The organism is Streptomyces sp. SUK 48 (assembly GCF_009650765.1).
Classification (GTDB): domain Bacteria; phylum Actinomycetota; class Actinomycetes; order Streptomycetales; family Streptomycetaceae; genus Streptomyces.
On the sequence record NZ_CP045740.1, the window covers coordinates 872,838 to 897,249 of the forward strand.

The 24,412-nt window shown below is 69.2% G+C and carries 14 protein-coding genes and 2 pseudogenes; 4 read left to right on the forward strand and 12 right to left on the reverse strand.

Annotated features, from left to right (window positions below; translation table 11 throughout):
* The first annotated feature begins 111 nt into the window (after positions 1-111).
* The 3 genes from GHR20_RS03855 to GHR20_RS03860 all read left to right on the forward strand — a co-directional run bounded on the left by GHR20_RS03855 (position 112) and on the right by GHR20_RS03860 (position 1,982).
* Positions 112-1,074 (forward strand): IS701 family transposase, encoded by a 963-nt coding sequence (locus tag GHR20_RS03855; RefSeq protein ID WP_243877917.1) that lies wholly within the window; start codon positions 112-114, stop codon positions 1,072-1,074.
* Positions 1,020-1,385 carry a hypothetical protein gene (locus GHR20_RS37280; protein ID WP_243877918.1) on the forward strand — a complete coding sequence of 122 codons (366 nt, stop codon included), beginning with the start codon at positions 1,020-1,022 and terminating at the stop codon, positions 1,383-1,385. The genes GHR20_RS03855 and GHR20_RS37280 overlap by 55 nt, the downstream gene beginning before the upstream one ends.
* A 63-nt stretch (positions 1,386-1,448) precedes the next feature.
* On the forward strand, positions 1,449-1,982 hold the full coding sequence (locus GHR20_RS03860) for a hypothetical protein (RefSeq protein ID WP_243877919.1): 534 nt from the start codon (positions 1,449-1,451) through the stop codon (positions 1,980-1,982).
* A 126-nt stretch (positions 1,983-2,108) separates the two neighbouring features.
* On the opposite strand, the gene GHR20_RS03865 is transcribed toward GHR20_RS03860, so the two are convergent.
* From GHR20_RS03865 to GHR20_RS03910, 11 genes and pseudogenes are all read right to left on the reverse strand, one after another.
* Positions 2,109-2,917 (reverse strand): IS5 family transposase gene (locus GHR20_RS03865; protein WP_208446836.1). Its coding sequence is split into 2 segments (ribosomal slippage): positions 2,109-2,567 and positions 2,570-2,917, totalling 807 coding nucleotides; the frame shifts between segments, so codons are not numbered across the junction.
* 98 nt (positions 2,918-3,015) lie between these two features.
* Positions 3,016-3,966, reverse strand: coding sequence for a transposase family protein (locus GHR20_RS03870; RefSeq protein ID WP_194858797.1), 951 nt, complete (start codon positions 3,964-3,966; stop codon positions 3,016-3,018).
* Positions 3,967-4,009: 43 nt separating this feature from the next.
* Positions 4,010-4,575, reverse strand: a pseudogene (locus tag GHR20_RS03875) (IS5 family transposase); the annotation flags it as partial.
* Between the two features lie 574 nt (positions 4,576-5,149).
* Positions 5,150-6,007, reverse strand: coding sequence for a hypothetical protein (locus tag GHR20_RS03880; RefSeq protein ID WP_153812226.1), 858 nt, complete (start codon positions 6,005-6,007; stop codon positions 5,150-5,152).
* 295 nt (positions 6,008-6,302) lie between these two features.
* Entirely contained in the window at positions 6,303-9,812 is a 3,510-nt protein-coding gene (locus GHR20_RS03885) for a DEAD/DEAH box helicase (protein ID WP_153812227.1), read from the reverse strand.
* The gene (locus tag GHR20_RS03890; protein ID WP_243877920.1) at positions 9,797-10,645 is read right to left on the reverse strand and encodes a hypothetical protein; all 849 of its coding nucleotides are present in this window, start codon (positions 10,643-10,645) and stop codon (positions 9,797-9,799) included. Before GHR20_RS03890 ends, GHR20_RS03885 begins: the two co-directional genes overlap by 16 nt.
* A 228-nt stretch (positions 10,646-10,873) precedes the next feature.
* Complete coding sequence (locus tag GHR20_RS03895) at positions 10,874-13,957, reverse strand: DUF3962 domain-containing protein (RefSeq protein WP_153812229.1); 3,084 nt, start codon at positions 13,955-13,957, stop codon at positions 10,874-10,876.
* 31 nt (positions 13,958-13,988) lie between these two features.
* Positions 13,989-17,051, reverse strand: a complete 3,063-nt coding sequence (locus tag GHR20_RS03900) for a hypothetical protein (protein WP_243877921.1) — start codon at positions 17,049-17,051, stop codon at positions 13,989-13,991.
* 131 nt (positions 17,052-17,182) lie between these two features.
* Positions 17,183-17,686: pseudogene (locus GHR20_RS37285) on the reverse strand (hypothetical protein); the annotation flags it as partial.
* Complete coding sequence (locus tag GHR20_RS03905; protein ID WP_153812230.1) at positions 17,679-18,911, reverse strand: hypothetical protein; 1,233 nt, start codon at positions 18,909-18,911, stop codon at positions 17,679-17,681. The pseudogene GHR20_RS37285 and the gene GHR20_RS03905, both read right to left, overlap by 8 nt.
* Before the next feature lie 23 nt (positions 18,912-18,934).
* Positions 18,935-20,617 (reverse strand): PD-(D/E)XK nuclease family protein, encoded by a 1,683-nt coding sequence (locus GHR20_RS03910; protein WP_194858798.1) that lies wholly within the window; start codon positions 20,615-20,617, stop codon positions 18,935-18,937.
* Positions 20,618-20,822: 205 nt separating this feature from the next.
* Between GHR20_RS03910 and GHR20_RS03915 the strand changes: the two genes are divergently transcribed.
* Positions 20,823-22,292 (forward strand): serine/threonine-protein kinase, encoded by a 1,470-nt coding sequence (locus GHR20_RS03915; protein ID WP_194858799.1) that lies wholly within the window; start codon positions 20,823-20,825, stop codon positions 22,290-22,292.
* A gap of 47 nt (positions 22,293-22,339) precedes the next feature.
* Here GHR20_RS03915 and GHR20_RS03920 read toward each other — a convergent pair whose 3' ends face one another.
* On the reverse strand, positions 22,340-24,343 hold the full coding sequence (locus tag GHR20_RS03920; protein ID WP_153812233.1) for an N-6 DNA methylase: 2,004 nt from the start codon (positions 24,341-24,343) through the stop codon (positions 22,340-22,342).
* Between the last annotated feature and the right edge of the window lie 69 nt (positions 24,344-24,412).

Here is a 24,412-nt window from a genome sequence, read left to right on the forward strand (position 1 = left end):
GGCTGGTGCGGAGATGGCTGCGGCCACCGTTGATCATCGTGAGTTGTGTGGACAAACGAAGATCAGGCGGTGGCCGCGGGTCACAGCGTAGTGCCTGCCCGGTGGCGGGCGATGTTCGACCAGCTGATGGGCCGCGTGGCGGGCCGGTTCGCTCGGGTCGAACCCCGACGTCGCGCAACCGCGTTGGTGCTCGGACTGCTGTCGGACCTGCCGAGGAAGAACTGCTGGACGCTGGCCGAGCATGCGGGCGACGCGACCCCAGACGGCATGCAGCACCTGCTGCACCGTGCGAAGTGGGACGCCGACGCGATCCGCGATGACGTGCGGGCCTACGTCGTCGAGCACCTCGCCGACGACCAGGCGGTGCTCGTGGTCGACGAGACGGGCGATCTGAAGAAGGGCACGGCGACCGTCGGCGTCCAGCGCCAGTACACCGGCACGGCCGGCCGCATCGAGAACGCCCAGGTCGCCGTCTATCTCGTGTACTCCGCGGACCACGGACACGCTGCCATCGACCGAGCCCTGTACGTGCCACGCTCTTGGACCGAGGATCCGGACCGCTGCCGGAACGCGGGCATCCCGGACGATCTGGCCTTCGCCACCAAGCCCCAACTCGCCGCGCGCATGGTCGAGCGGGCGCTCGACGCGGGAACCCCCGCACGCTGGGTCGCAGGCGACGAGGTCTACGGCGACAACCCGCACCTGCGGATCACCCTTGAACGCCGCCGGACCGGCTACGTCCTGGCCGCTCCAGCACCCACCCTGTCATCACGCACGCCGGGAAGTTCCAGGCCAAGACCCTGGCCGCACGGATCCCGAAGCGGGCCTGGCAACGGCTGTCGGCCGGAACGGGCGCGAAGGGCGAGCGGTACTACGACTGGGCACAGATCGACATCCACGACCCCGCCGGTCGGCCCGGCCACTGGTGCCTGCTGGTCCGCCGCAACCGTCGCACCGGCGAACTCGCCTTCTACCGCTGCTTCTCACCCCGGCCGGTGCCGCTGTCGGAACTGGTCCGGGTGGCCGGACGGCGCTGGACGATCGAGGAGACATTCCAGGCTGGCAAGGGCCTGACCGGCCTGGACGAGCACCAGGTCCGCCGCTGGACCACCTGGCACCGCTGGGTCACCCTCGCGATGCTCACCCACGCCTTCCTGGCCGTCACCGCAGCTACCGAACGCCGCGACCAGCCCGCCCTCGACAGCCTGATCCCCTTGACGGGCAACGAGATCCAGCACCTGTTCGCGGCCTTGATCAGCCCGGCCCACGACCTCGCACACCGCCTGCGCTGGTCACACTGGCGACGCCGACACCAAGCCCGCGCCCGAGCCTGCCACTACCAACGGCAAGCCAACTGCCCAGCCATAGAGGTTCGCGTGCCCTGACCGGTGGCGATATCGAGATGTCGCGAGGTCGGTGCCGGTGCATACTTCCTCACCGTGGAAATCATGACAGGCGAGCTGCGGCGCCTTCGATCTGGACCTGGGGCCGAGGATGACGACGAGCCCCGGCCGTTTCTCGTGCGCCTCCGGTTCACTGCCGAGGACCCAGCCCAGGTCATCGACAACGCGCGTGCGGTACTGACATGTGTGGTCTCCCAGATGGGTGACTGGCCGACAGATGAGCTTTGGCCGCAACTGTTGCCGACCTGGTTCATCCAGCGGTGCGCGCCCGAGACCCCGGAACCGGAGCATGGCGAGCCCTTCGACGTCGAGGCGTGGCTGCGTCAATGGCGGGCGATGACGCCAGAGGAGAGAGCGGCCGTCGATCAGGGGCCGTGGACGCTCTCGGGATGGCTGTACTACTTCGACCCGACCGAGGAAGGGATGGGAGACGATCGCAGCTGGTGGTGGTGGCACGCAGGAACCGACGAGTCGGGCGGCTGGGTACAGGTGGCCACCACTGGCTGGCCCTTCGGAAGCGGTTCGCTGTCCTGGCTGATTGAGGCCAGTGGGGGTGCGGATCTCATCTACGGGCCGTGAGCAGCGACTCGCCGTGATCGCGAACTACGGCTGGAGTACTAATGCAACAACGAACCAGCGAAGGAGCCTGATTGCCCGAATTACGGTTGTGTCAGCGCTCAACGTCCGGAGGGTTTAGACGCCATTTCACTTGGTAAGTCGGCGATGACATATGAGGGTCGCAGCAATGGCGGTGAAGGCGAGGAAGTGTTCTGGCTTGCGCTCGTAACGGCGGTGGAGGCGTCGGCAGCCGGACAGCCAGGACACGGTCCGCTCCACGACCCAGCGGTGTCGGCCCAGGCGTTGGGACGACTCGACACCTTTGCGGGCGAGACGGTGCCGGATGCCGCGGGAAGCGAGCCATCGCCGCAGGTAGCGGTAGTCGTAGCCCTTGTCGCCATGCAGCTTGCCGGGTCGTCGACGTCGCGGGCCGCGACGGGAGCGGATGGGCGGAATGCCGCGGACCAGCGGGATGAGAGCCTGGCTGTCGTGGAGGTTGGCGGCGGAGATACCGACCGACAGGGGCAGGCCCTGGCGGTCCACGATGAGGTGGATTTTCGATCCGGCTTTGCCACGGTCGGTCGGATTCGGTCCCGTCAGCTGCCCCCTTTGAGGGCCCGGACGCTGACGGAGTCGATCGCGCATCGCGACCAGTCAAGCCCGCCCCGGGCGCCGAGTTCGTCCAGGACCAGACGGTGGAGGTTGGCCCAGACCCTGGCCTCGGTCCACTCGGTGAACCGCCGGAAGGCAGTCGCCCCGGACAGACCGAAGCCCGGCGGGAGTTGATTCCAGGTGCAGCCCGACGTGGCCACAAAAACGATCGCGGCCAGCACCTCGCGGTCCCCTCGCCGGCGATGCCCTCCCCCTTGCGGGCGAACCGGTGCCGGCGGCACCACCCGCTGGAACAACGTCCACAACTCTTCCGGCGCCATCCGCTCGACAAGCGCAGCAGTCATCACCCCAGACTGCCGCAAGATCACGCCAACTGAAATGACGTCTAACGAGTTGGTGCGTGATAGCGGGTGAGGTGTGTTTGCCTTGCTCACGGCCGTCTTCAGATGTTGGCCGTGCGGTCGGAGACGAGGCCGGCGATGGCGCGGTAGGTGTCGGGTAGGCGGTCGCGGCGATGGGTCCAGCGGGTCAGTTGCTTCCAGCGTTTGTGATCGGCGAGGGCGTGTTCGACGGTGATGCGGTCGGATGAGTGGCCGTGGCGGTCGCGTTCCCACTGTTCGACTCTGCCTGGAAGTGCTCCCGGCCGGGGTTTTCTCGGCGGTGTGATCGCTTGCCCTCGGTGGTCGCGGCTCAGGCCGAGGTAGCCGTCGTCCAGGAGGACCTCGACGTCGGGGAAGTGCCGGAAGCAGACAGCGATGCCTTCGTTGCGGGCGGCCGTGACGTCGTGCATACGCCCAGGTCGCAGGGCATCTGCCCATAACGTGCGACCTTGATCGTCGGCGACGACGGTGGCCTTCATGGTGTTCTGCTTCTTCTTGCCCGAGACGAACGCGCGTCGTCCGCCGCGGCCGGCCGGTGGCCGGCGGACCTGGATCTCGGTGGCGTCCAGGCGCAGCTCGACGCCTTCGGCCTGGGCATAGGCAAAGACATCCGTCAGCGTCCGAAGCCGCAGGCCGGGTCGGTCGGGAACCGCGCACCCCCGCCTCGCCAGGAGCGTGCGCACCTCTCCGATCGCCCGGGTGACGGTGGACCGGTCGACGCCGAACAGCAGCCCCAGCACCGAGTGCGGCAGGTCGTGCCGCAGATGAATCAGCGTGGCCACCAGCCGATCAACGAACACCAGCCGATGACGGGCGCCGGCACCCGCGGCCCGCTTACGGACCCCGCCTCGCGCAGCATGGCGACGACCCTCGACCCCGGCCTGCCACGGCTCGGCCAACTCATCGACCAAGCAGGCAAGATGATGCCGAGAGAGCCCCGTGAACAGCCGATGCGCCAGCACTGTCCGAATGACCGTGATCGCCACAGCGGGATCATGCCATCCACCTGGCATGACACCTCACCCGCTATCACGCACCAACTCGTTAGACGCCATTTCACTTGGTAAGTCGGCGATGACATATGAGGGTCGCAGCAATGGCGGTGAAGGCGAGGAAGTGTTCTGGCTTGCGCTCGTAACGGCGGTGGAGGCGTCGGCAGCCGGACAGCCAGGACACGGTCCGCTCCACGACCCAGCGGTGTGGGCCCAGGCGTTGGGACGACTCGACACCTTTGCGGGCGAGACGGTGCCGGATGCCGCGGGAAGCGAGCGATCGCCGCAGGTAGCGGTAGTCGTAGCCCTTGTCGCCATGCAGCTTGCCGGGTCGTCGACGTCGCGGGCCGCGACGGGAGCGGATGGGCGGAATGCCGCGGACCAGCGGGATGAGAGCCTGGCTGTCGTGGAGGTTGGCGGCGGAGATACCGACCGACAGGGGCAGGCCCTGGCGGTCCACGATGAGGTGGATTTTCGATCCGGCTTTGCCACGGTCGGTCGGATTCGGTCCCGTCAGCTGCCCCCTTTGAGGGCCCGGACGCTGACGGAGTCGATCGCGCATCGCGACCAGTCCAGCCCGCCCCGGGCGCCGAGTTCGTCCAGGACCAGACGGTGGAGGTTGGCCCAGATCAAAGTTCGCAGCACTTTGGACTCCTAGAAGACGGCTCCCTGCCAACTTTCTGCAGGTCAGGGGCGCTCCTCACTGTACATTGGCATGCCTTCAGCTCGAAGACCTTCAGGAAAATCGTGCGTTGCTGTGACCAGGCTTGCTGCCTGCGTATTTCTGCGCCAGCAGGCTGCCGCGAGGCCACCGACTGGGCGCACGCGCGAGGAGCCGTACGGGACTGATGCTGAGTGGATGCTGACTTACCTGACGTCTCATCAGACATTTCGAGAGTCCGCGACATTGGGCCTGCTCGGGGGTTAATTCGATCCCGGCTCGCAGGCGAGTGCGAGAGCGGGAAGGGAGAGTCGACCAGCACGCTCCCCCACCACACGATCGACCGCTTCCGCATCATTTCCCCTCTTCGCCATGCCAAGGCGCAGGGACAGTCGGGAGCTGGTCGCCACCGCCGTCCTGCACGGCCGCGTGCACGGCCCACCCTCCGGCAAGACCGTCCGGGCGGTGCTGACGACGCCGGTCGAAGCATTACGCACACGGCTTCACCCTCGCCCCGTCGCGGGCTCTGGAAGGGCTACCCACTCACCGCCGGTAACGCCAGATCTGCCGCAACCGCAGAGCCTCCACGGCCCGATGAGTCTCGAGCTCCGCATCAGGGACGGGGTCCCGGCCGAGGCCGAGGCGCACCTGGCGATAGAGCTGGTGCGGGGCGGCTACAGAATTGTCGACCAGTGTGAACAGGAGCGGCTCGTCAGCCGGTGTGCCCCGATCCACCACGACAAGCAACGCGACCTGGTCGTCAGGGTGCAGGAACGGGAGCTGCCCACCCGCCCGAAACCGGAGGTCGCCCCAGCTCAGAGGAGTGCCGTCGGTGTGGGCCAGTTCTTCGAGGATATGGCGGACCGTGGGGGCCAGCTTCTCGATCTTCTCGGCCAGCAGGCGGTCGTCTTTCGGTGGCTCGGCGGCGCGTCCCGTCCGCGCCGATGTGTTCCGCGAGGCGGCGGCCGCCTGGGCGGAGCGCTCGGCGGACCTTCGGTCCTCCAGCCTGCTCTGCCACCGCTCGACAAGCTTGGTTTCCGCGGCGGGCAGTGGTCGGGCGAGCTGATCGCGATGTTTCCCGATCTCGTCGAGCAGCCGCAGCAGGTCCTGGGTGGGCCGGTGCCCATGAGTCCGGTCCAGTTCACCGAGCAGGCGTCGGATCTTCCTGAGGTTCGGATCCTTCTTCTCGACCGACTTCGGTTCAAGAGCCTTGGCCGGTTTCGGGTCGGGAGCGACGGCCCGACGCTCCGCCCTGGCCGGGGTGACGGTAATGGGGCGGCCGATCAGACCGATGAGGAGGTCCAGGACGCGGTCGCCCTCTCCTAGCCAGTCACGGAGGGCCCTCCTCTGGGAGCGGACTTCTTCGTACTGGCGGAGATGCTCTTCTTCAGCGAGTGACATGGGCCTTGACGAACAGGTGGTCGGCGCCGTCCGCGCTGTGGCTGGTCCGGTGGCACTCCCCGCGACCGGGGTCGGCTTCGTGGGCGAAGTGACAGACCCTCGTCACATACCGTTTGGGACGCAGCGGTTTCCCGCAGCCGCCGAGCAGCGTGCCGCACGCAGCGCCGAACCGTCGACACATGTTACTTCCGTGTCAACGCCTCCACGGGCGGCGGCAACTCGGTGACTCTGCGGGTCATCGCCCCCCTCTTGAACCGCAGTCCCCGCGTTTGGTTCCCTGCGACAGAGCCAAGCGCTACCGGGCGCGCCGGGTGGTGATGAGCTGACCGTTGTGGAGGCGGTGGTTGAGGTCGAGGCCGCTGTCGAGCATCGCGAGGACATCAAGGTGGCGGTCGGCGGGCACGGTCGCCACCCGGCGACGGTCGCGGCCGACGCGGATGGTCGGGTGGCGCTCGCTAGGCCGTGCGACGCTGACCGGGCCGTCGGGTGTCCCTGCTGCCAGCCGAGTTAGCGGGGTGGTGGCGGCGCGGTTGTCGAGGAGCTGGTTGATCGGGTCGGAGGGGGTTCGGACGTAGTCGAGGAGGTCCTGGACCTCGTAGTCGTTCGCCTCGTACTGCCGTGTCCAGCCGTCGATGTGGTGCTGGGCGGTCCACTGCCGCAGGCCGGCCGACCGGTGCCCCAGGCGGGCGGCGTCGCGGCCGAGGAGGTGGGCGATGTGTCGGGAGGTGATGCCGGAGGTGAGCAGGGTCAGGGCCTGCTCAGTGTCGACGCCGTGGCGGATGTGCCAGGCGGTGTGCATGTTGAGCCTGGGTGTGCCGGGAGAGAGCACGGGGCTGGTGTTGACCAGGATGATGAGGGCGCCGACGGTCCAGCTCAGGGAGTGCCCGAAGGCGGTGCTGATGTTGCGTACCGCCTGTTCGAGCGCCCACCCGGCAGCGACGCCGGGCTGCCAGGAACGGGCGAGGTCGGGGATCATGGTGCCGGAGATCCACTCGCGGAGCGCGGGGGCGATCGGGACGTTCATCTGTGTGCCCCGTGTCTCCTTGTCCTTGAAGCTCCAGGTCTTGGTGACCTCCGGGACGTGGGCGAGTAGACGGTCGAAGATGTGGTGCTCGGTGAGGAAGTCGAGGGTGCGTTGCAGCGACCATTCCTCCGGTTCGGCGAGCTGGTTGCCTCCGATGGCGTCGTCCACCGTGTGCCGGTCGAGCAGCACGGCCAACTGGTTCGCGAGCCAGTCGAGATAGCGGGCCGACCCCAGGCTGGTGCCGGTGGCGGCCCACCGGCCGGCCTGGGCCGGGTCGGTGGTCTCGAACACGGTGGCAACCTTGTCCGCGAGGGTGAGCCACCGGCTGGTTTGCCGCCCGTTGCCTCTCTGGGACAGGGCAAACAGTGCGTCCAGGGCGTCGATGGGATTGCCCTGCGGCGTCGGTGAGGAAGCGTGGAGCTGCAGGACGAGCCAGACGAAAGAGGCGAAGTCTGCGGCGATACCATCCGCCAGCGCGAAGACTCCGTCAGCGTCCTGTCGCAGGGTGTCCTCGGCGTCAGCGAGTGCGGTCAGGGCCTCGTCGGTCAGCAGTGCGGAAACGACGCGCAACTGCTCCGGGTCGGGGTTGAGGGAGTCGAACTCGTCGGGGCGGGGCGGGTAGGGGCGGGTCAGGAAGATCCACCCCTCGCTCTCCCGACCGGCCCGCCCGGCGCGGCCGATGGCGTTGAGGAGCTCGGCGGGGGACAGGGTGCGCTGGCCGTCGTAGGTGAGCGGGTCGCCGTCGACCTTGTGGTGGATGATGACGGTGCGCACGGGCAGGTTGACGCCGTCGGTGAGGGTGCTGGTGCTGGCGATCGCCAGGAGCTCGTTGCGACGCAGCGCGCCCTCGACGGCGTGCAGGACATCCTCGGGTAGGGCGCCGTGGTGGTAGGCGACGCCGTGCCGGGTGCAGCGCACTAGCGGGTGTTCCGTGCCAAGCGTGTCGGCGAGGTAGTCGGTCAGAGCCTCGGCTTCGGGCCGCTCGGGCAGGCACTCGGCGATGGCGAGTGCCGCGTCACGGGCTGCCCGCCGGGTGCCGACGACCATCAGCACGCTGCCGACCGCAGTGAGTTCCGCGGCGCCAGCGGCGAAGACTTGGTAGTCGGCGATCCCGCCTGGCAGACGGGTCCGCGCGTTCCACCGGCCTGCGGAGCCGGCGAAGCGCCGCGTGCCCACCTCTCCGGTAGTCAGTCGGGCGATGGCGGACGAGGCGGTCGGCCGGACATCGAGGAGGGTCTCGACAGGCACGGTGGCGAGCACCGGCGAGGCATGCTTTGCCGTCGGTCGCCGCTCCGTCAACTCGGCCTGCTCCGCCATGAGGTTCGGATACATGAGCCCGTGCATCCGGCGCGGGCCCCGCCAGGTGTCCGTGAAGTAGACCTCCCGTTCGGGGCGCTCCGGGTCGAGCCACGAGGCGATGTCGCCCTTATTGCCGACCGCCGCGGACAGCAGCACGAGTCGGATGTCCCTGCGAGCCTGCAGCAGCGTGAGCAGGCTCTCCAGCACGAAGCCGCGCCGCCCCTGGCCCAGGTGGTGGGCCTCGTCGACGACGACCAGCCCGACCTCCGCCAGTGCTTCGCCAGGGTGGTTGCGGATCATGTGCATGAGCCGCTCCGGGGTGACGATCTCCACGTCCCCACCGTCCGGCTGGGCCGAGGAGGTCCAGGTACCCAGCGGAAAATCCGGTTGCTCTGCAGCCAGGCGCCGCCCGAGCACCCGCAGCCGGCCCCGCAGTGTCCCGCGCATCTCCCGCCCCAGGCTGCGCATCGGCGACACGTACACCACGCGCCCGGGGCGCTGCGCCAGGTGCGAGCAGATCACCAGCTGCGCCATCAGCGTCTTGCCCGCGCTGGTCGGTACACTGATCAGGCTTCGAGACGTCGCGGGGTCGAGCGGATTGCCGCGCTTGAGCATCAGGAGCTGGCGCTGCGGCGGCCAGAGCGTCATCACTGGCGGCTCCGACAGTGCGAAGCTCCGCGACACTGCCCGGGGAGTGCCCGGGGGGAGCAGTTGGTACAGGCTGCTGGCCGCCATCTCCCCGCTCAGCTGGTACAGATGCGCGGCAACCCACCGCGCGAGCCGGTCGCCCCGGCCGGCCGCCTGCGTCATCACGTCCCGCAGCAGCCGCTGCGCCGCCAACAGATCCCGTTCCTCGCCCACTGCCAGGAACTGGTACAGGTGGAAGACGGCCTCCACAACGGCCTCTGCGGGCCCGTACATGGTCCCCGCCAGGGACTCGCGGCGCATCATTGCCCTCACCCCACGCAGCTGCCGCCCCCACGCACGCAGCGCCCGGCCCAGCTCCGGTCGGTCGAAGCCGAGAAAGATGACGCCGGCCTCTACTGCCAGGGTGCCGATGTGCCCGCGCAGTTCACCGGTGATGTCAACGAGAGCGTGGACCTGCCGGTAGACGGCGGTGGCGTTCGGGTCCTGCTCGCTGCGCCGGTATCCGGCTTGGGCGGCGAAGGCGATCTGGAGCCGCTCAGCCTCGGGTCTGCGTTCGTCGCCCAGGGCGAGGTCCATCAGGTGCGCGCTTGTGGCGAAGGCTCGCCGCACCTGCACCGCTTCGTAGCCAGGAGTCTCCGGGGCGAGCGCCGCGAGCCCGTGCAGGTACCACGCCGTGGCGAGGGTCTCGTCCTCGATCTCCCGCTCACCGCGGAAGGCCGCGACCTCTAGCTCGGTCATCGCCGCCAGCAGGTCCCGTGCGCTGGGCAGCACCCCGCCTGCCCGGTGCTCGCCGAGCGCGGACGCGAGTACCTCCAGGTCTAGAGTGCGCTCCACACGTACCTCCTCACGTCCTTCGCGAAGTCTTCAAGATCCTCGATCGCCACCACTACGCCCTGCAGCGCGCCCGGGTGGGTGTGGGTGGTGAAGTGCTGGTGCGAGCGCTCGAAAGCCGTGTCCGGGATGTATTCGGCGTCGAGAGCGATGCTGACCCCGCCGTTCCCCGACGCCTTCGCGTCCACCCATTGCCGAGCTATTGAGGCAACGAACTCCCGGGTATCGGGGGCCAGCTCCCGGCCTCCCCACGAGATCTGACCCAGGTACCGCGCCCCCCAAGTGTTCAACTGCTGCCATGCCTTGCGGATCGTGTCGCTCGGTTTCGTCTTTTCCGCGGTGAATTTCTTCATCTCCCACAACCGGAAGACGAACCCCAGCTCGCTGCCGGGTACTCGGTGGATCACCAGCCCGTCCGGCCCGCTGTCCGTCACCGTCGATGAGGGCGGGTCCAGGATCTCCACGCTGCGCCCCGGCTCGGGGGGAAGGTCGCGGATGGAGAGATACCAGAGCCACTCGCCTACGTAGCCGGTAATGCCGGTGGTGTCGTTGGCCTCGAATACCGGGCCGGCGTAGAGCAGGACGTGGGCGCGATCGGGGCCGGTCAGCGGGGTGCCGGCCAGGGCGCTGTCGCGCCAGAGCCGGTATGCGAGATCGTCCAGGTCGGTGCGGGCCCGCATGATCTCGTCGGCGATGATCCAGGCTGCCGCATCAAGGTCCTCGGGCTCCTGCCCGATGGTTACCACCAAGTCCCACGGGCACACCTGTCCGATGCCGCGGCTCTCCCGCTGAGTGAAGTCCACAAGGCGGCCTCCGGCGGCCCGGGCGCGCTCCATGGCCTGCAGTGCGGGTATCGACACCCGTCCCCGCCCCCGCTCCTGACTCGGTGCCGAGCCCCGCGGCAACACGGATCACCCTACCCAGCAAAATCTGGTCTGTGAGGGCGGATACTGCATGAGCGTGGCCGCGGCCCTGGGCGCGGCGGCCACCGGCCGTATGGCACAGCGACTGAACGGTCATGATCAGCGATGGCTACCCACCGTCACCACCGAATACGGCCAGAGCTACATTTCGAACAGTTGCAGCTGCCCTTCAGTGTCGACGTCGAGTGCCCCCAACTCCAAGTTCGGCACAGGCTGTTCCACCGGCGATGCGTCCTGCGCATCATCCACATCGTCTGAAGCGCCGGATTGGACCGCGGCCCCTGTGTCTCCCGTTTCCGCCTCGTCGTCCTTCGGTGTCGGCAGTACGTACTCCTGTGCCAGGCCGGCCAGGTGAAGTGGCAGGGGCAGGGCAAGGGCCTGATCGTAGTCCGGGGGCTGGCGCAGAATATGGGTGAGAAGTGCGAGGGAGCTCGGGTCGTCGCCGTCGTCCCGATGGCAACCGACGACGGCGATCTCCAGTAGCCCCGGCATCCAGCCCGCCTGGCCGGTGTCGATGGTGGGTTCACCCTTGCGCTTGCCCTGAGCGATCGGCCGGGGCGAGAGCTTGTCGGCGGTCACCGCCGCGTGCTTGAACTGCACGGGCTTGGCCGTCGTGCTGAAGAACACGCGGGCGTCTTCAGCGGCATCCTCTGGCACCCACAAGCCCTGCTGGATGCCGTTCGCCTTGCCCTCCGGGGCTCTCCCCCACCACTGCGGAGTCTCGTTCCGGGCGCCTGCGCGGACCCGGACCATCCGCAGATCGGGGTCGAGGCGACGAGCCGGGGCGAGGCCGTCCTGCAGGCGATCCCGTTCGATCCGGCCGTCCTGGAGCCAGGTCCAGTGCGAGCGGGCGTTGTGGGCCTCGGCGAACAGGACGGTTGGTGCGGTGCGCAGGGAGGCACGCAGACCCTGAAGCCACTCGGCGGCCTCACGGCGCTGCCGTTCGCGTTCTTGGTAGCGTTTCGGGCGCTCAGTTCCACTTTCCGTCTGCACCTCAGAGGCGTCGGCCTCGTCGTCCTGTGAGCCGCGCTGGCTGGGCAGAACAGGCTTGACCTCAGCTTTTGTGGTCAGCCTCAGCAGGAGTTCGGGGTAAGGGACCCAGGCGCCTGCGCCGGAGCGTGCCTCGGGGTCCCAGCCTTCGACACGGGCCGCGTCGGTGCCGGCCGGATCGGGGGTGATCATGACGCCGACCGGGAGGTACGCGGCCCAGCGATTCCGGGTCGTACGATTCTTACGGACCATCCACAGTGCGGCATGCCGCAGTCCGTAGGGCAGTCCGTCGTCCTCGGCGAGCCGGGGGAGGGTGCGCGCGCCGAGCTGCCGCAGGCCGTCGTTCCAGGCACTTAGCGTGCGGTGCCGCAGGCTGGACGCTGTTTCCGCGCCCTTGCCGTTCTCGTCGCCTGCTTCGGGCACCGTGGTGAACTGTGTGACGAAGCCTGCCTTGGCACAGCCGAGTCGCATGGCGAACTTCGGGTCGTGCAGTCTGCTTGGATATGATGCGACGCGGCCGATCTCTACAAGAGCGAGGGCTGGCGCGGCGGTGGTGCGTTCCGCGGCCAGCCACTGTGCGGCGCTGTCGCGGCGGGCCACTGTCGCGGCGGTCACCTGAACGTCCTTGATATGGGTGCCGGTGGGCAGGTCGAGCGGGGCAAGGAGGCTGTCGGCGGTACGGTCACTGAGCGCGACGAGTGGGCGCATGCAGCGGACCCGCACGGTCAGCTCCGGAGCGGACCACTCGTGCACGACCGGTGCGCCGGCCGTGGCGTCGTCGTACTGCTGTGCGGTGAAGGACCCGCCGTCGCCCTTGAGGCCCAGAAGCTCGCCGAGGGAGGCCAAAGCGGCGTCGCGCAGCCGCGGTGACTGCCACAGCAGCCGTGCATCAAGCACGGGAGCGCCGCCCTGGCGCGCTACGCCGTCGAGAGCGTCCAGCGCGTAGGCCGTCGCCATCCGGCGCTGAGCACACCGTTCCGCTTCGACCGTCTCCTTGTCGCCCTTGGGGATGTTCGCGGGCGTGCCCCGATCGATCAGCGAGAGGTCCGGGGCGCGGCGCAGTTCGGACGTGAGGGCGCCTTCCGCCCAGGCTGTGAGCTGTGAGAGCTGGTGTGCCATGAAGCCGGGGCCTACGTCGTGCCGACCCATAGCGGTGCGGTACAGAATGCCGGCTCGGGCATCGTCGCGCAGCCAGGACGCGGGGTCGGTCAGGATCGCGTCGGCGTCAGGGAAGGGCTCGCCCAGGGGCAGTCCGGCGAGCATCGCTGCGGGGCCGCCCGCGCGCCACCGGTCGGCGAAGTCGCCCTTCTCGCCCAGCTCCTTGTCCCAGTAGCGCTCCAGAGCGGCGACGGCGAACCGCTCGCTGCGGGGCGTGCCCGGCAGGAACGGCCTGCGCGGACGCAGCAGGACGGTGGTGCTCGCACCCCACGGGAGGCGCAACCGACCCGTCTTGGCGTTGGTACGAGTGGCCCAGCGACGAACCGACCAGCGGAGGTTGAAGCGCGGCAGCGGGTCGAACGGCACGGTCTGGAGCGTGATCGACAGCGTCACCGACCACCAGGAGTCCTGCTTCTCGTCCGGCCCGGGGAACCGGATCGGTTCGGAGACGAGTTGGGCACCCTGGTCACGTGGTCCACGTGGCATGGCCCGGAAGATGAGCTGCCCACCGTCGTACGGGTACGGGCCTAGCGCGAGGATCCGCCGGGCCAGCCAGTCGGGGCTGAGGCTGTACTGGTGCGGTGACGGACGTGCGGTGCCGCCATTGGTCGGGACGTCACGCGGCAAAAGTTCATGGTGGACGGTCTCCCAGCGCGGCGGATGGGCGGCCAGTTCTGCGATCGTCTCCTTCAGCAGGCCGCGGTACTCGGGCTCGGGCCGCAAGTCACGCAGCCAGTGCTTGAGCACGGTGTCCAGGACGGGGCCGGGGAGCGGGTCGGGGAGGTCGGCGGGCGCACACAGCCAGTGGGCTGGCGCGCCCGGGTCACGGTCGTGGAAGGGGCGTGGCAGCGCGAGGACGTCGGGTGCGAAAGCCTGCAGGACCTGTTCCAGGCGCCAGGTGGGTGCTGTCTTCCACGGCTCCTTGCCCGCTGCCACCCGGGACGCGTTGCACAGAGTCAGGACGGCGTCCCGCCACTGCTCGGGGAAGGGCAGGACGCGATAGGGCACGGTGTGAGAGGCCAAGGCGTCGGCCGGGCGCCAGGCCGTGGTGCGGGCGGAGCGATAGACGGGTGGCATGGGACGGCTCCTCGCGAGCAGAGTCGGGAAGTCAGCGATGGGTCATTGTGCGGAGGGCGTTGTAGAACGGCTGGTACAGGAGACGGACCAGAGAGCGAGCTGCCGGATCGGGGCGGGGCGGGGCGGTGTCGGGCCGGTCCGTCAGGTATGGGTCGAGGATGCCGGCGAGGGCGTGGAGCAGGCCGTCGGTGCTGGGCACATCAGTCCCGGAGGACGGTTGGCCAGTGCTGCCGGGTGCGAGCTGTCTCGCCAGGCGAGGCGAGAAGGCGGCATCGACGAACACCACCCGGGCGGGCACTCCGCCGCGCACCAGGCGGCCGATGACCTGCCAGAGCGTGACGAGTTGGTCCCAGGCGAAGGCGCGCTTCTCCCAGGCGGGCAGTGAACTGTAGGCGTACCTGCGGTTGAGCAGCCGACGCCATTCGCGGCGGCCCTGTTGGCGCAGGGCTCCGGCCGCTTCGTCCAGCGATCCCGCTTTCTCCATGAGTTCGGTGAGCGTGTGCGGGCCATCGAGGGTGTCGCGGCGCGGCTGGTCGCGGAGCATGCCGCTCAGCCAGTCGTTGACCGCGAAGACGGACAGGTCGAGGTCGTCGGGGCGGGGGTGAGGGCGGACCAGGAACAAAGCCGTGCCGAAGGCCGCTTTGCCTTCCTCGTTGAGGATGTTGTGGCCACGCTCGACGGCCAGCAGCGGAGCGACCAGGACTTCTGCGGTGTCATCGTCGGCGAAGCGGGCGACGTCGCCACGCCGTAGTGTCGTCGGAGTCTCGTCCTGCTGCCCGGGGGCGGTGCCGGCTGGTACGCCGCTGCCGTGGGCCTCGTCGTCCGGGATCAGCGCGCTCACCTTGCCGCGCCAGGCGTCGAACCGGTGGAGTGCCTCGGCCACCGCAGCGGCTTCCCGGTAACTGCCCACGAGGATCAGCGCTCTCCGCCGCGTCGTCTCAGGGATACGGCTGATCTCCTGACCCAGCACCGAAGAGCCGCCCGGGCCCGGTTCGCCGAGCCGCCGGGCCATCGCGACCGCCTGGGCGAGCCGGTCGCGCGGCGGTGTGCCGGAGAGGCTCATTGGGCGTTCGTCCCGGTCGTAGAGGAAACGGGTGGCGAACGAGGTTCGGGCCACGGCAGCCAGGGACACGTCGGTGGGCTTGAGGACGAGGCTCACCGGGACGCGGACGTGGGAGCGGCTGGACTCGCCGGCCCAGCTGGTACCGGACATCAACACGACGTGCGGGCCGCCACGACCGGTGGCCGGATCGGCGCCGAGGCTGTTCAGGTTCAGCAGCAGCTCGCGCCCGACTCCGGCACACCGGAAGAAGCGCAGGGTGCCGCCGCGGCGGCCGGCGTCGTCGCGTTCCTCGCCGTCCGGGAGGTACTGGTAGCCGAGGATGTTGCCCATGGGCGCCTCGGGAACCAGCGGGGCGTAGTCCAGCGGGACGCGCCGGGCCAGCTCCCTGCCCTGAGAGTCCAGTCGCAGGGCGGCCTCCACGTGCGGCCATAGGAAGGTGAGTCGCTCCAGCCTGTGGTGGAGGGTGCTGAGCAGCAGGAGGAAGGAGAGCCGCAGGCATAGGACGTCCCACCAGTCCTTCGTCGGCTCGGGCGGGGGCGTGGTGAATGCAGGCTGTTCGGCTCGTACTTCCTCCGTCACCCGGTCGACGAGCTGACCGGCCAGCTCACGCACCCGTTCCCTCGTGCGGCCTGCTGCCATGTGGTGCAGGAGGGCGTCGGCCGTGTCGGTGAAGACGCCGGTGAGCGGGTCGGCGGCGTCGCCTTCTCCGAACGGATCGTCGCGGAAGGCATCCCAGGCTGCCTCGAGCAGGCGGCGGGCCGGGGAGAGCGCGAGGTGCGGGGAGGGGCCCGGCTCGTGCGCCACATCGTCATAGCCCTCGTAGAGGTCAGCGCTGTCCTCAGCCATGTCGGCCGCGGCGGACGCCTCCCGTTCCACCTGGTACTGCTCGCCTTCGCGGTGGCGCCGGGTCACATCGCGGAACAGGTCGTCGAGCAGACTCTGCTGGAGGGTCCACGGGCTGAAGTAGGCGGGATCAGCCCACTCCCGGAGGTTCTCGTCCTTGATCAGCAGAGCGCAGAGCGGATCGACGGCAAGGGTGACGGTTCCCAGTGCCCGGTTCCACTGGGCGACCTGGCCGTCGGTCAGCGGCAGGCGGGCGCGCCTGCTCAGCTCCTCGATCTTGTAACGGTTCAGCTGGTCGAGCCAGGAGTCGGTGTCGGGGCGAACCAGCGTGCCGGAGGGGGTGAAGAGGCGGTCCAGTGCCATCTGGACGCTGTCTGCCTCGTCCACGAAAATCAGGTCGCTGCGCAGACAGGCCAGTTCCAGCTGGCGCAGCCGCTCGTCGTTGAGTTGCGCGGGCACCTGGCTTTGTACCAGGCTGGCCGGGTTGGCCACCCAGATCAGAGCGTCGACCTGCGCGCGGGCAGCCGCGTGGCGCGGGCATTCGGCCCACAGAGGGCAACCGTGCGGGCGACCGGGCAGGCGGTCAGGGGCGTGGGCCTGGCGGGGTGCGGTGTTCCTCCGGTCGGGAGTCCACTGCTCCAGGACGACCGATTCCGGTTCCGCTGGGCCGCGCTGTGGCTCGGGATGCAGCCGGGTGCATGGTGCGTCGCGGTATTGCAGCGGATCGCCGTCGACGCCGCGCAGACCGCTCACTGCGCAGGCGGTGCTCAGCAGGTCGAAGCCGGGGTCGTCGTGGTCGAGGAGGTTATCGAATCCTCGGGCGGAGAGCCGCCGGTGCAGCCGCTGGACGTGTTGCTCGCGTGTCGTGGTGCCGAGCACCGGCGCGACGGCGATGTCGAGTGCCTCGAAGAGACTGCACAGCCGTAGCTGTTCGGCGACGTCTCCGACGACGAGCGTGGTGCGCAGCGGGATCTCGCGCCGGGCGGCCCACACGGCCACCAGAATCATGAACGTGCTCTTGCCGGCACCGACCATGCCGACTAGGTGCACCATGCCGGCCAGTTCGACCTCGTCGGCCTCGGTGTAGTCCGTTCCCGCGGCATTCCGGGGCGCGAACCTGACCCCCTCCAGCCGCTGTTCCCAGTGACCGGGATGCGGGACCTCCGCCTCGCGCTCGGCCTCGTCCATCCACCGGGCCGTTGCGCGCAGTTCGGCGCGGCACACGCTGAGGGGCTCGCCGCCCCGGGCCGTCCTGCGGCAAGGTCGTGGCCGGGTGGGTTGGCGCGGACGAGTTCCTCGGGAATGGTAACCGAGGCGTTGCGGCGGCGTTCCTGGAAGGAACTCGTCCCTGCCGGGGCCGGTTTGAGGGCACGGGTGACCAGGTCCGGCAGCCGGCTGAGGGCCTGGTCGTAGATGTCCATCCGTCGCCCGGCCACCATCGGCACCACGGGTCGGGGACCGCCGGTGGTTCCGACTGGCGGCAGCTCGTAAGCTCGCAGCCTGTTGGCGACCGACCGGTAGGCGTCCAGCGCCTGCCGCCAGGCGCGCCGCCGCAGCGGCCACAGGAGGTGCCGGGCGGCGGCGAGGGCCGTGCACTGCCACGGATGTTGCGCCAGCCCGGCGTGTTGCGCGAACGGGTAACCGCCGAACAGCGCATAGGCATCCACGGCATCCGCCGTAGGGGCAAGCCGTTCGAGCAGCCGCAGCCCCAGCTCGACGCGGCACAACTCGACGGGGCCAAACCCGTCCGGGGCTCCGGCCTCGGGCCATTCGTCCCTCAACTCCCCCGCTACAGCCTCGCACCAGGCTTTCTCATCACGCATCTGTGCCCTCCTGGCTCTCGGCGCGGGTGCCACGGCGCGACTCGGCCAGCCGCTGCCGGGCAGCCCGGATCAATTCGTCGTCGGTGAGCAGGCGTACGGCAGCAGCCGCTGCGGGCCGAGCTCGCTGAAACGCCTGCTGATAGCCGGGGCGCTCGCGTACCCGGTAGACAGGCACCACCCAGAACTCCTCGTCGTACGGAGGCTCGGGCCGCACGGGGCGGGCGGCTCGGCCGAGGAAGGCCGGGTGCGCCCAGTCTTTGACGTCGACGGCCCAGCGGTGGCCGTCGGGGAAGACCACCAGCAGGTCGTAGGAGTCGAAACCCGGCCACATGGTGACGTCGAGGCCCAGACCGGTGAGCCGGTCCTCCAATTCCACCTCAGCCAGTCCCGGCCCGGTGACGTGTCGGCGCAGCGGGCGCTCCAGCTGGTACAAAGTGCCGGCGTGAGCCGCCTCGATCAGACGGCCGACCGGCGGGTCTCCCTGCCGTCGGCAGCGATCCCGCTCACACCACCACTCTCCGCCCGCAAGCGGCGTCAGCAATGTTCCGCAGCGACCGCACACCGCGTAACAACCATCCCGGCTCCAGGAAAGAGGGACCTCCGGGTAGATCAGGTCGATGAGCTCCCAGACCGGCTCCAGCGTGAAGTCGCCGTGCAAGGCGAAGAGTTCCTGGGCGGTAAGCACCGGCCGCCGCACCAAAAGGCTACGGAACTCGGTGTATGTGTCCTCCTCTCCGTGGCTGCGGCAGCGGTCCAGAGCGGTCCGCATCACCTGCTGATCGCGATGCCGCACAGCCGGGTCGGACGCCGAACGTTCCCATTCGCTCCACTCATGGCACAACTGAGTGGGGCGATGCGAGTACGGGTCGAGTAGAACGTCGTCCGGGCCGACAGCATCCGACGGCAGCGACAGCGGCCAGTCCTCCAACGGGATGTCGGCACACCGCTGGACGAGTTCGGCAAGTGAGGCGGGTGGCCGGAGTCCGCCGCGCAGCCAGGCAACAACCGCCCGGTCCAGGGCGAGTTGGACGACGGGAGGGTACGGAAGACAGAAGGCATCCAACCCAGTGGTGTGGTCCAGGACGCACAGGGCCCGGGCCACCGTAGCCAGCAGCGGCACACCGTCATGGGCAGCCCAGGCATCGAGCGTTTCGGCGGACGAATCGAAGGTGGCAAGGGGACTCGCAGGCATGGCTTCCACTCCAGGTGGTGCGACGAGCAACATGACGGAGACAACGGGAACTTCCCTCAACCTGCGGCAGCCACGCGCTCTTTACCAGTGGCACACCAGGACAGTGCCTCGCAGCCCGCGCAGTCGTAACCGGGCCGGGGCACCGCGTCGTAGCGGGTCTCGGCGGACCAAGGGACGGTGTACGAGGCAAGGACGGTACGGGCGTGCTCGACCGTGGCCTCATCGCCCGGATCGAACTCCTCAAGGGACACCCCGTCCGGGCGCAGGATCTCCAGTTCCACGCGGGACCGTCGCGAATCGCCGCCGAGCACGCCGGCCGCCATAAGCAGTACCGAGAGGGCGAGCTGCGGATGCTTCTCCAGCAGGACGGACCGACCGCCCGGTGGAAATGCGCTGGTCTTGGTCTCGCGAACGACCACGCCGCCGCGTTCCTCGTAGACCAGATCGCACGAGGCGATGACTATGACGTCGGACTGCGGGTCGTGGGCCATCACTCGATGCTGCGGGCGGAACCGCGTCGCCGCCGGATTGTCGAGCGGGCACCTGGCCCGGTGAGCCCGGAGCATGCCGAGGGCGGGGGCCAGCTCGTCGTCCGTGAGGCCGGGCAGGTGTGCGGGCAGAGGCACCTCGCGGCACGGCGAGGCGTCCGCCGAGGCGTGCCGGGCGTTGAGCCAGCCGTCGACGGCCCGGCCTCTGCGGACGGCCTCGTTTTCCTGAACGGAGGCCGGCAGCTTGAGTACGCGGGTCAGGTGGTAGCGGGCGGGACAGTCGCGGTGTGCTCTCAGGTCGCTCACCGATACCGTGCGCCGCTTGCGAGGCCGCGTGGGAGGTGGGAGCACAAGGAGAGCGGGCGCCCGCGGCACGGTTGAGCACTCGGGTAACACCTTGCAACCCGCGCAGTGGGCACCGGCGAGGCGATCGCGGCCGTCGAGGACACGGCCGAGCCGGGGCACGACATGCTGCTCGTGCAAGTCCATGATCTCTTCAGCGGTCCAGTCCGCGAAGACGTCAGTCTCCGTTGTGCGCAGAAGACGGACCCGGCCTTCGGTGAGGCCGGCGGAGTAGACCCGGACGCGTTCTGGCCGCGGCGGCGGCGCCGGGTGCCTGAGGGCTGGGGAGTGATGCTCGAAGGAAGGGATGCGGGCCGGAGTCCCGTAATACAGGACAGAGGCGATAGCGGCGAGTTCGGGCAGCGGGAGGCGCTCCTTGGCATCTCCTTTGGCGGGAATCACGAGTTCACGCAGCCTCGCGTCGTCCGAGACGTACTGCCTCCCCCAGACAGTGCGCTCGTAGTCGGTGATGCCGCGCTCGTCAGGCTCCTCAAGCGTGCGGAACGCGATCCATGCGTCCGGGGCGCGGAACGTGCGCGGAAGGTCGGCGCCGTCGCGGCTTTCCTGGTCCCTGCGGCGGGCGTCGAGGTAACGTTCCGCGGCCGCCGCCGACCAGGTCACGTGCTGCGGCAGGCACCGGGAGCGCGTCCGGCGACACCGCTCCATGGCCTCCTCGATGCTCTGCGCCGCGCCGGACTCCAGTTGATCGAGCAGTTCCTGCACGAGCGCGAACGGGAACTCCTCGCGTGGAGTCTTGGACGAAACCCGTTCCGCAGAGAACACGTCGCGGCGGACACTGAGAGCACGGTTCATCGGACAACCGGGCTCCTCGTCGCGCAGATGACGGACCGGGATGCGGGCCAGGCGCCCGACGCCGACCGTACCGGGAGGGTTGTCCCAGGGCTGCACGGTGCCGACTCCTTGCAGTCTCGACGGTGAGGGCATCACCGTGACAGAGCTCTGTGAACAAAGTCAAGGCACGCAAGAATCTCCTGTAGCTTGCTGTCTGACGGTTCGCCAGGAGAGGCAGGGAGTGTGTGTGGTGGAGCCATGGCCGGCGGGGAAGAAGCTCGCGGGCAGATTCAGCCGCGCCGGCGAAGGCGCATGGGGTGGCATGGGGGTCGTCTATCGGGCGACCGACGAGAGGCATGCCGAGCGGGCGGTCGCGGTGAAGTTCCTGTGGCCTCGAGATCCGGAGGCCACCCTGCGCGGGTACCGGACTCCCACCCCACAAGAGCTACGGCGTTTCGACCGCGAGTGCGAAATGCACCAACGCTTCGGTGGCCGGGGCGTGCCAGCCTTCGTCCACGCCGATCTCTCCCCGCCGCGCCCGTACCTCGTCACAGAGTACGTCGACGGCGATGACCTGCATGCTTTTCTCACCCGGAACCGACCCACCCTGTCGGCTGCGGCGTGTGTGATCGTCCCGCTGCTGGAAGTGCTCGGTCGGGTGCACGGCGCGGGCGTGGTACACCGGGACGTCAAGCCAGCCAACATCCTGCTGGCCCGACGCGACGGCGTCGTATACCTCACCGACTTCGGCATCGCCCTGCCGAAAGATCCGGCGGCCACCCGGTACACCAACGGACGGACGCCCGGCACGATCGGCTACATGGCCCCGGAGATTCACCACGGCGAACGGAACCCGGGCCCGGAGGCCGACCTCTACAGTGTCGCCTGCATCGCGTTCCAGATGGTAACTGGACGGCTGGTCTTCGAGGCTGGCCACTCCGACTACGACTTGGCCCGCCTGCACTGCGAGGAGCGGCCGCCGCTGCTCAGCGACGACGTCCCCGGCCTGCCGTCCGAGATCGTGGACATCACGGACCGTATGCTCGCCAAGTCGCCCGCCGATCGGCCGCCTCTGGAACTGGCACTCGAGATCTGGCGGCCCCTGCTGCCCTCGCCGGGCGACTCCTCTCCACGCCCCGCCCTCGACCCGGACCCGACCCTGCCCCATCGCACCCCGGAGACCGCTGCGGCCCCGCTCTCGGAAGCACCGCCGACGGGTCCGCGTCGCCCTCGGGTGCATCGCCGACCCGTCGGCGGTCCCACCCGGTCCGCGCTCCGAAATCTGTGCGCCGAGGCCGAGATCGAAATCGAACGCGGCGAACCGGACAAGGCCGTCGACGAGTTGACCGCCATGCTGCTGCGCGCCGAGCAGTGCCTCCCTGGGGCGGTCCGCGAAGTGCAAAGCGCGCGCCTCGTCGTGGCCCGTGCTCAGATGCTGCGCGGAGAGACTGCCTCCGCGGGCCGCATCTGCCGGGATGTCGCCAGGCGGCTCGCGGACGCGTCGGCCGGCACGGATACCGCTGAACTGCGAGCACGGGCACGGCTCGTCGCGGTCCAGGTGATGACCGCGGAAAGGAGCCCGGTCCAGGCGGTGGCCGACACTTGGCTGGAGCTGGCCGATGAACTCGCGTCCTGGCCCGGGCCAGGACCATCCCGCCATACCGTGGAATTCTGCCGAGAAGTAGGAGTCGAAGTGAAGGAACTTGTTCTGGACGCGAGGCAAGGTGAAGTGTCCCCGGCGCTGCCCGAGGCAATCCGCAAGCTGCTGGATCGCCTGCCAGGGCCAGCTTGAGGAACCCCGCGGAAACCGGGGCCCTGACTCTGCCTGGGCCTGGCCCCTCACTCCTCCGTCAGCCTGCCCTGGGCCAGCAGCCCCGACAACATCGCTGAGAGCGCATCACCGTGCCTGCCCAGGTCGGCCACCGCCTCCCGGAACCGGACGAGTCGGCGGTGGACCTCCCCGATCCGCCGCTGCTGCGTCGCCGGCGCGCGCAGGACGCGGAGTCGGCGCACGTCGACGCGAGAGGAAGAGGAGGCACGCGTCCCTGCCCGCTGGTCGTTGCCTGGCGCGTTCAGACACGCGGCAAGGAAGAACGGGTCGAGCAGCGCAGGGTCGGTACGCAGCCGGACGGTGTGGGCACCGAGCAGTCGCGGTCCGGCCGTCTCGACCCAGACGTCGAATCCGCCGACCGCGGTCACGACCACGACATCGCCGAAGGACGTCAGAACCCCCTGTCCCTCAGCCTCCAACTCGGCGGCCTGCGCCGCGGCAACCCATGGCTCCTCACCCCGTACGGCCCATGGGGTGATGACGGGCAGAGCATCCTCGGCCTGCTCTCCCTGCTGGATCAGATCGTCAGCGAGAACCTTGCCGGGCATCACCTCGAGAGCACCGGAACGCTCCAGATCACCCACGAAGATGTAGCCGAAGTCGTCCGGCGCTGCGGCACTCGCCTCGTGTTCGCGTACTGCCTTGGCCGCATCGTCCATATCCATCAGGGCCCTGTCCCAGCCAGTCCAGGCGCGGCGCAGTTCCACCGGCCCCACGGACCGCTCGGTCACGGTACGGCGAGAGGGCGTCAGGTCGGTCCCGTCGCCAAGCAGTTCCGCGGTCGGCACCCGTGTGACGCCACGTAGGTCACTGCCACGCAGGGCCGCCACGGTGCGCTCACGGAGACCGTCCCAGTCGACGGCCATGCCGCGACCGGTGATCGCTGTCGTCCGGCAGTCCGCAGCGTCGACGAAGGTCACCTCATCCGCGGAGTGTTCACGGGGCATCGCCAGCAGCCACAGATGCAATCCCACCCCATGCGGCGGCGCGCTCCCGGGCGGCAGCGCGACTACGGCTCGCACGGCTCCGGTGCGTACCAACCCCGCCCGAATTCGCCGTCCGGCCCGGCGCGAAGCGACACCCGGTGGTAGGACCAGCACTGCTACTCCCCCAGGTTCCAGCACGGACAGACAGTGCTGCACCCACGCCAGCTCAGGCTCGGTCCGTGGTGGCGTGCCATACGTCCAGCGAGGATCGGTCGCCAGTTCGTCGTGCCCCCAGGAACGCTCGTTGGACGGTGGATAGCTCAGAACCACGTCTGCGCGAGAAGCGTGCCGCAGGGGGGCATCAAGCAGTGTGTCCCCAGACTGCACGTGTCGCTCGCAGCCCGGGAACTCCAGAGCCAGTCTGGCTCGGGTCAGGCGAGCCACAGCAGCATCGTTGTCGACACCTGCCAGCGCAGGCGGAGGTACCTGCCCCGACCATCGCCGACCGGACGCAGCCAGGAGCGAACCCATTCCGCACGCAGGGTCCAGCACCCGACGCACCGGCGCACTGTCGTCGCGGAGTTCGGCCGCCAGAGCCACCATGGTGTCGGCCAGTTGGCGGGGAGTGACGATCAACTGACGTACGTGGACGGCGTGCCATCGATCCAGCAGCACGGCGAAGGCTTCCTTCGACGACTGACGAAGGGCCAGCCGCACGACCTCGTCCGCCAGCTTCCGGTCGGCAGCGCTGGGTTCCGGGGCTCCGCGCGGCGGGTTCATCGCCGGGATCGCCAGGCGCTCCCCCGCCGAGGCCAGTAGATGAGCCATCCCGCCCCGGTCACCGAGGTCCTCGATCCGCGGCCAGAGACGGTCCCAGCCACTGGAGGACTCGTCGATCTTGCCGTGTCGTAGAAGCCAGGATTCCGCATCCGCCAGGGAGAACATGGGGCTGGCGTCAGTGCCGCCGACCGGCTTGGGGAAGTCGCTGTGCCGCCGCCTCCAGTTACTCACGGCGGCACGACCGACTCCGGCAAGCCGCGCCATCCCTGCAAGGCTGAGCGTGACCGGTTCATCGTGCTGCTCCATGGTCTCTCGTTTCAGGGATGGTCTAGCTGGATATGGCAGGCAACGATGCACCCGAGGCACGGTGCAGCC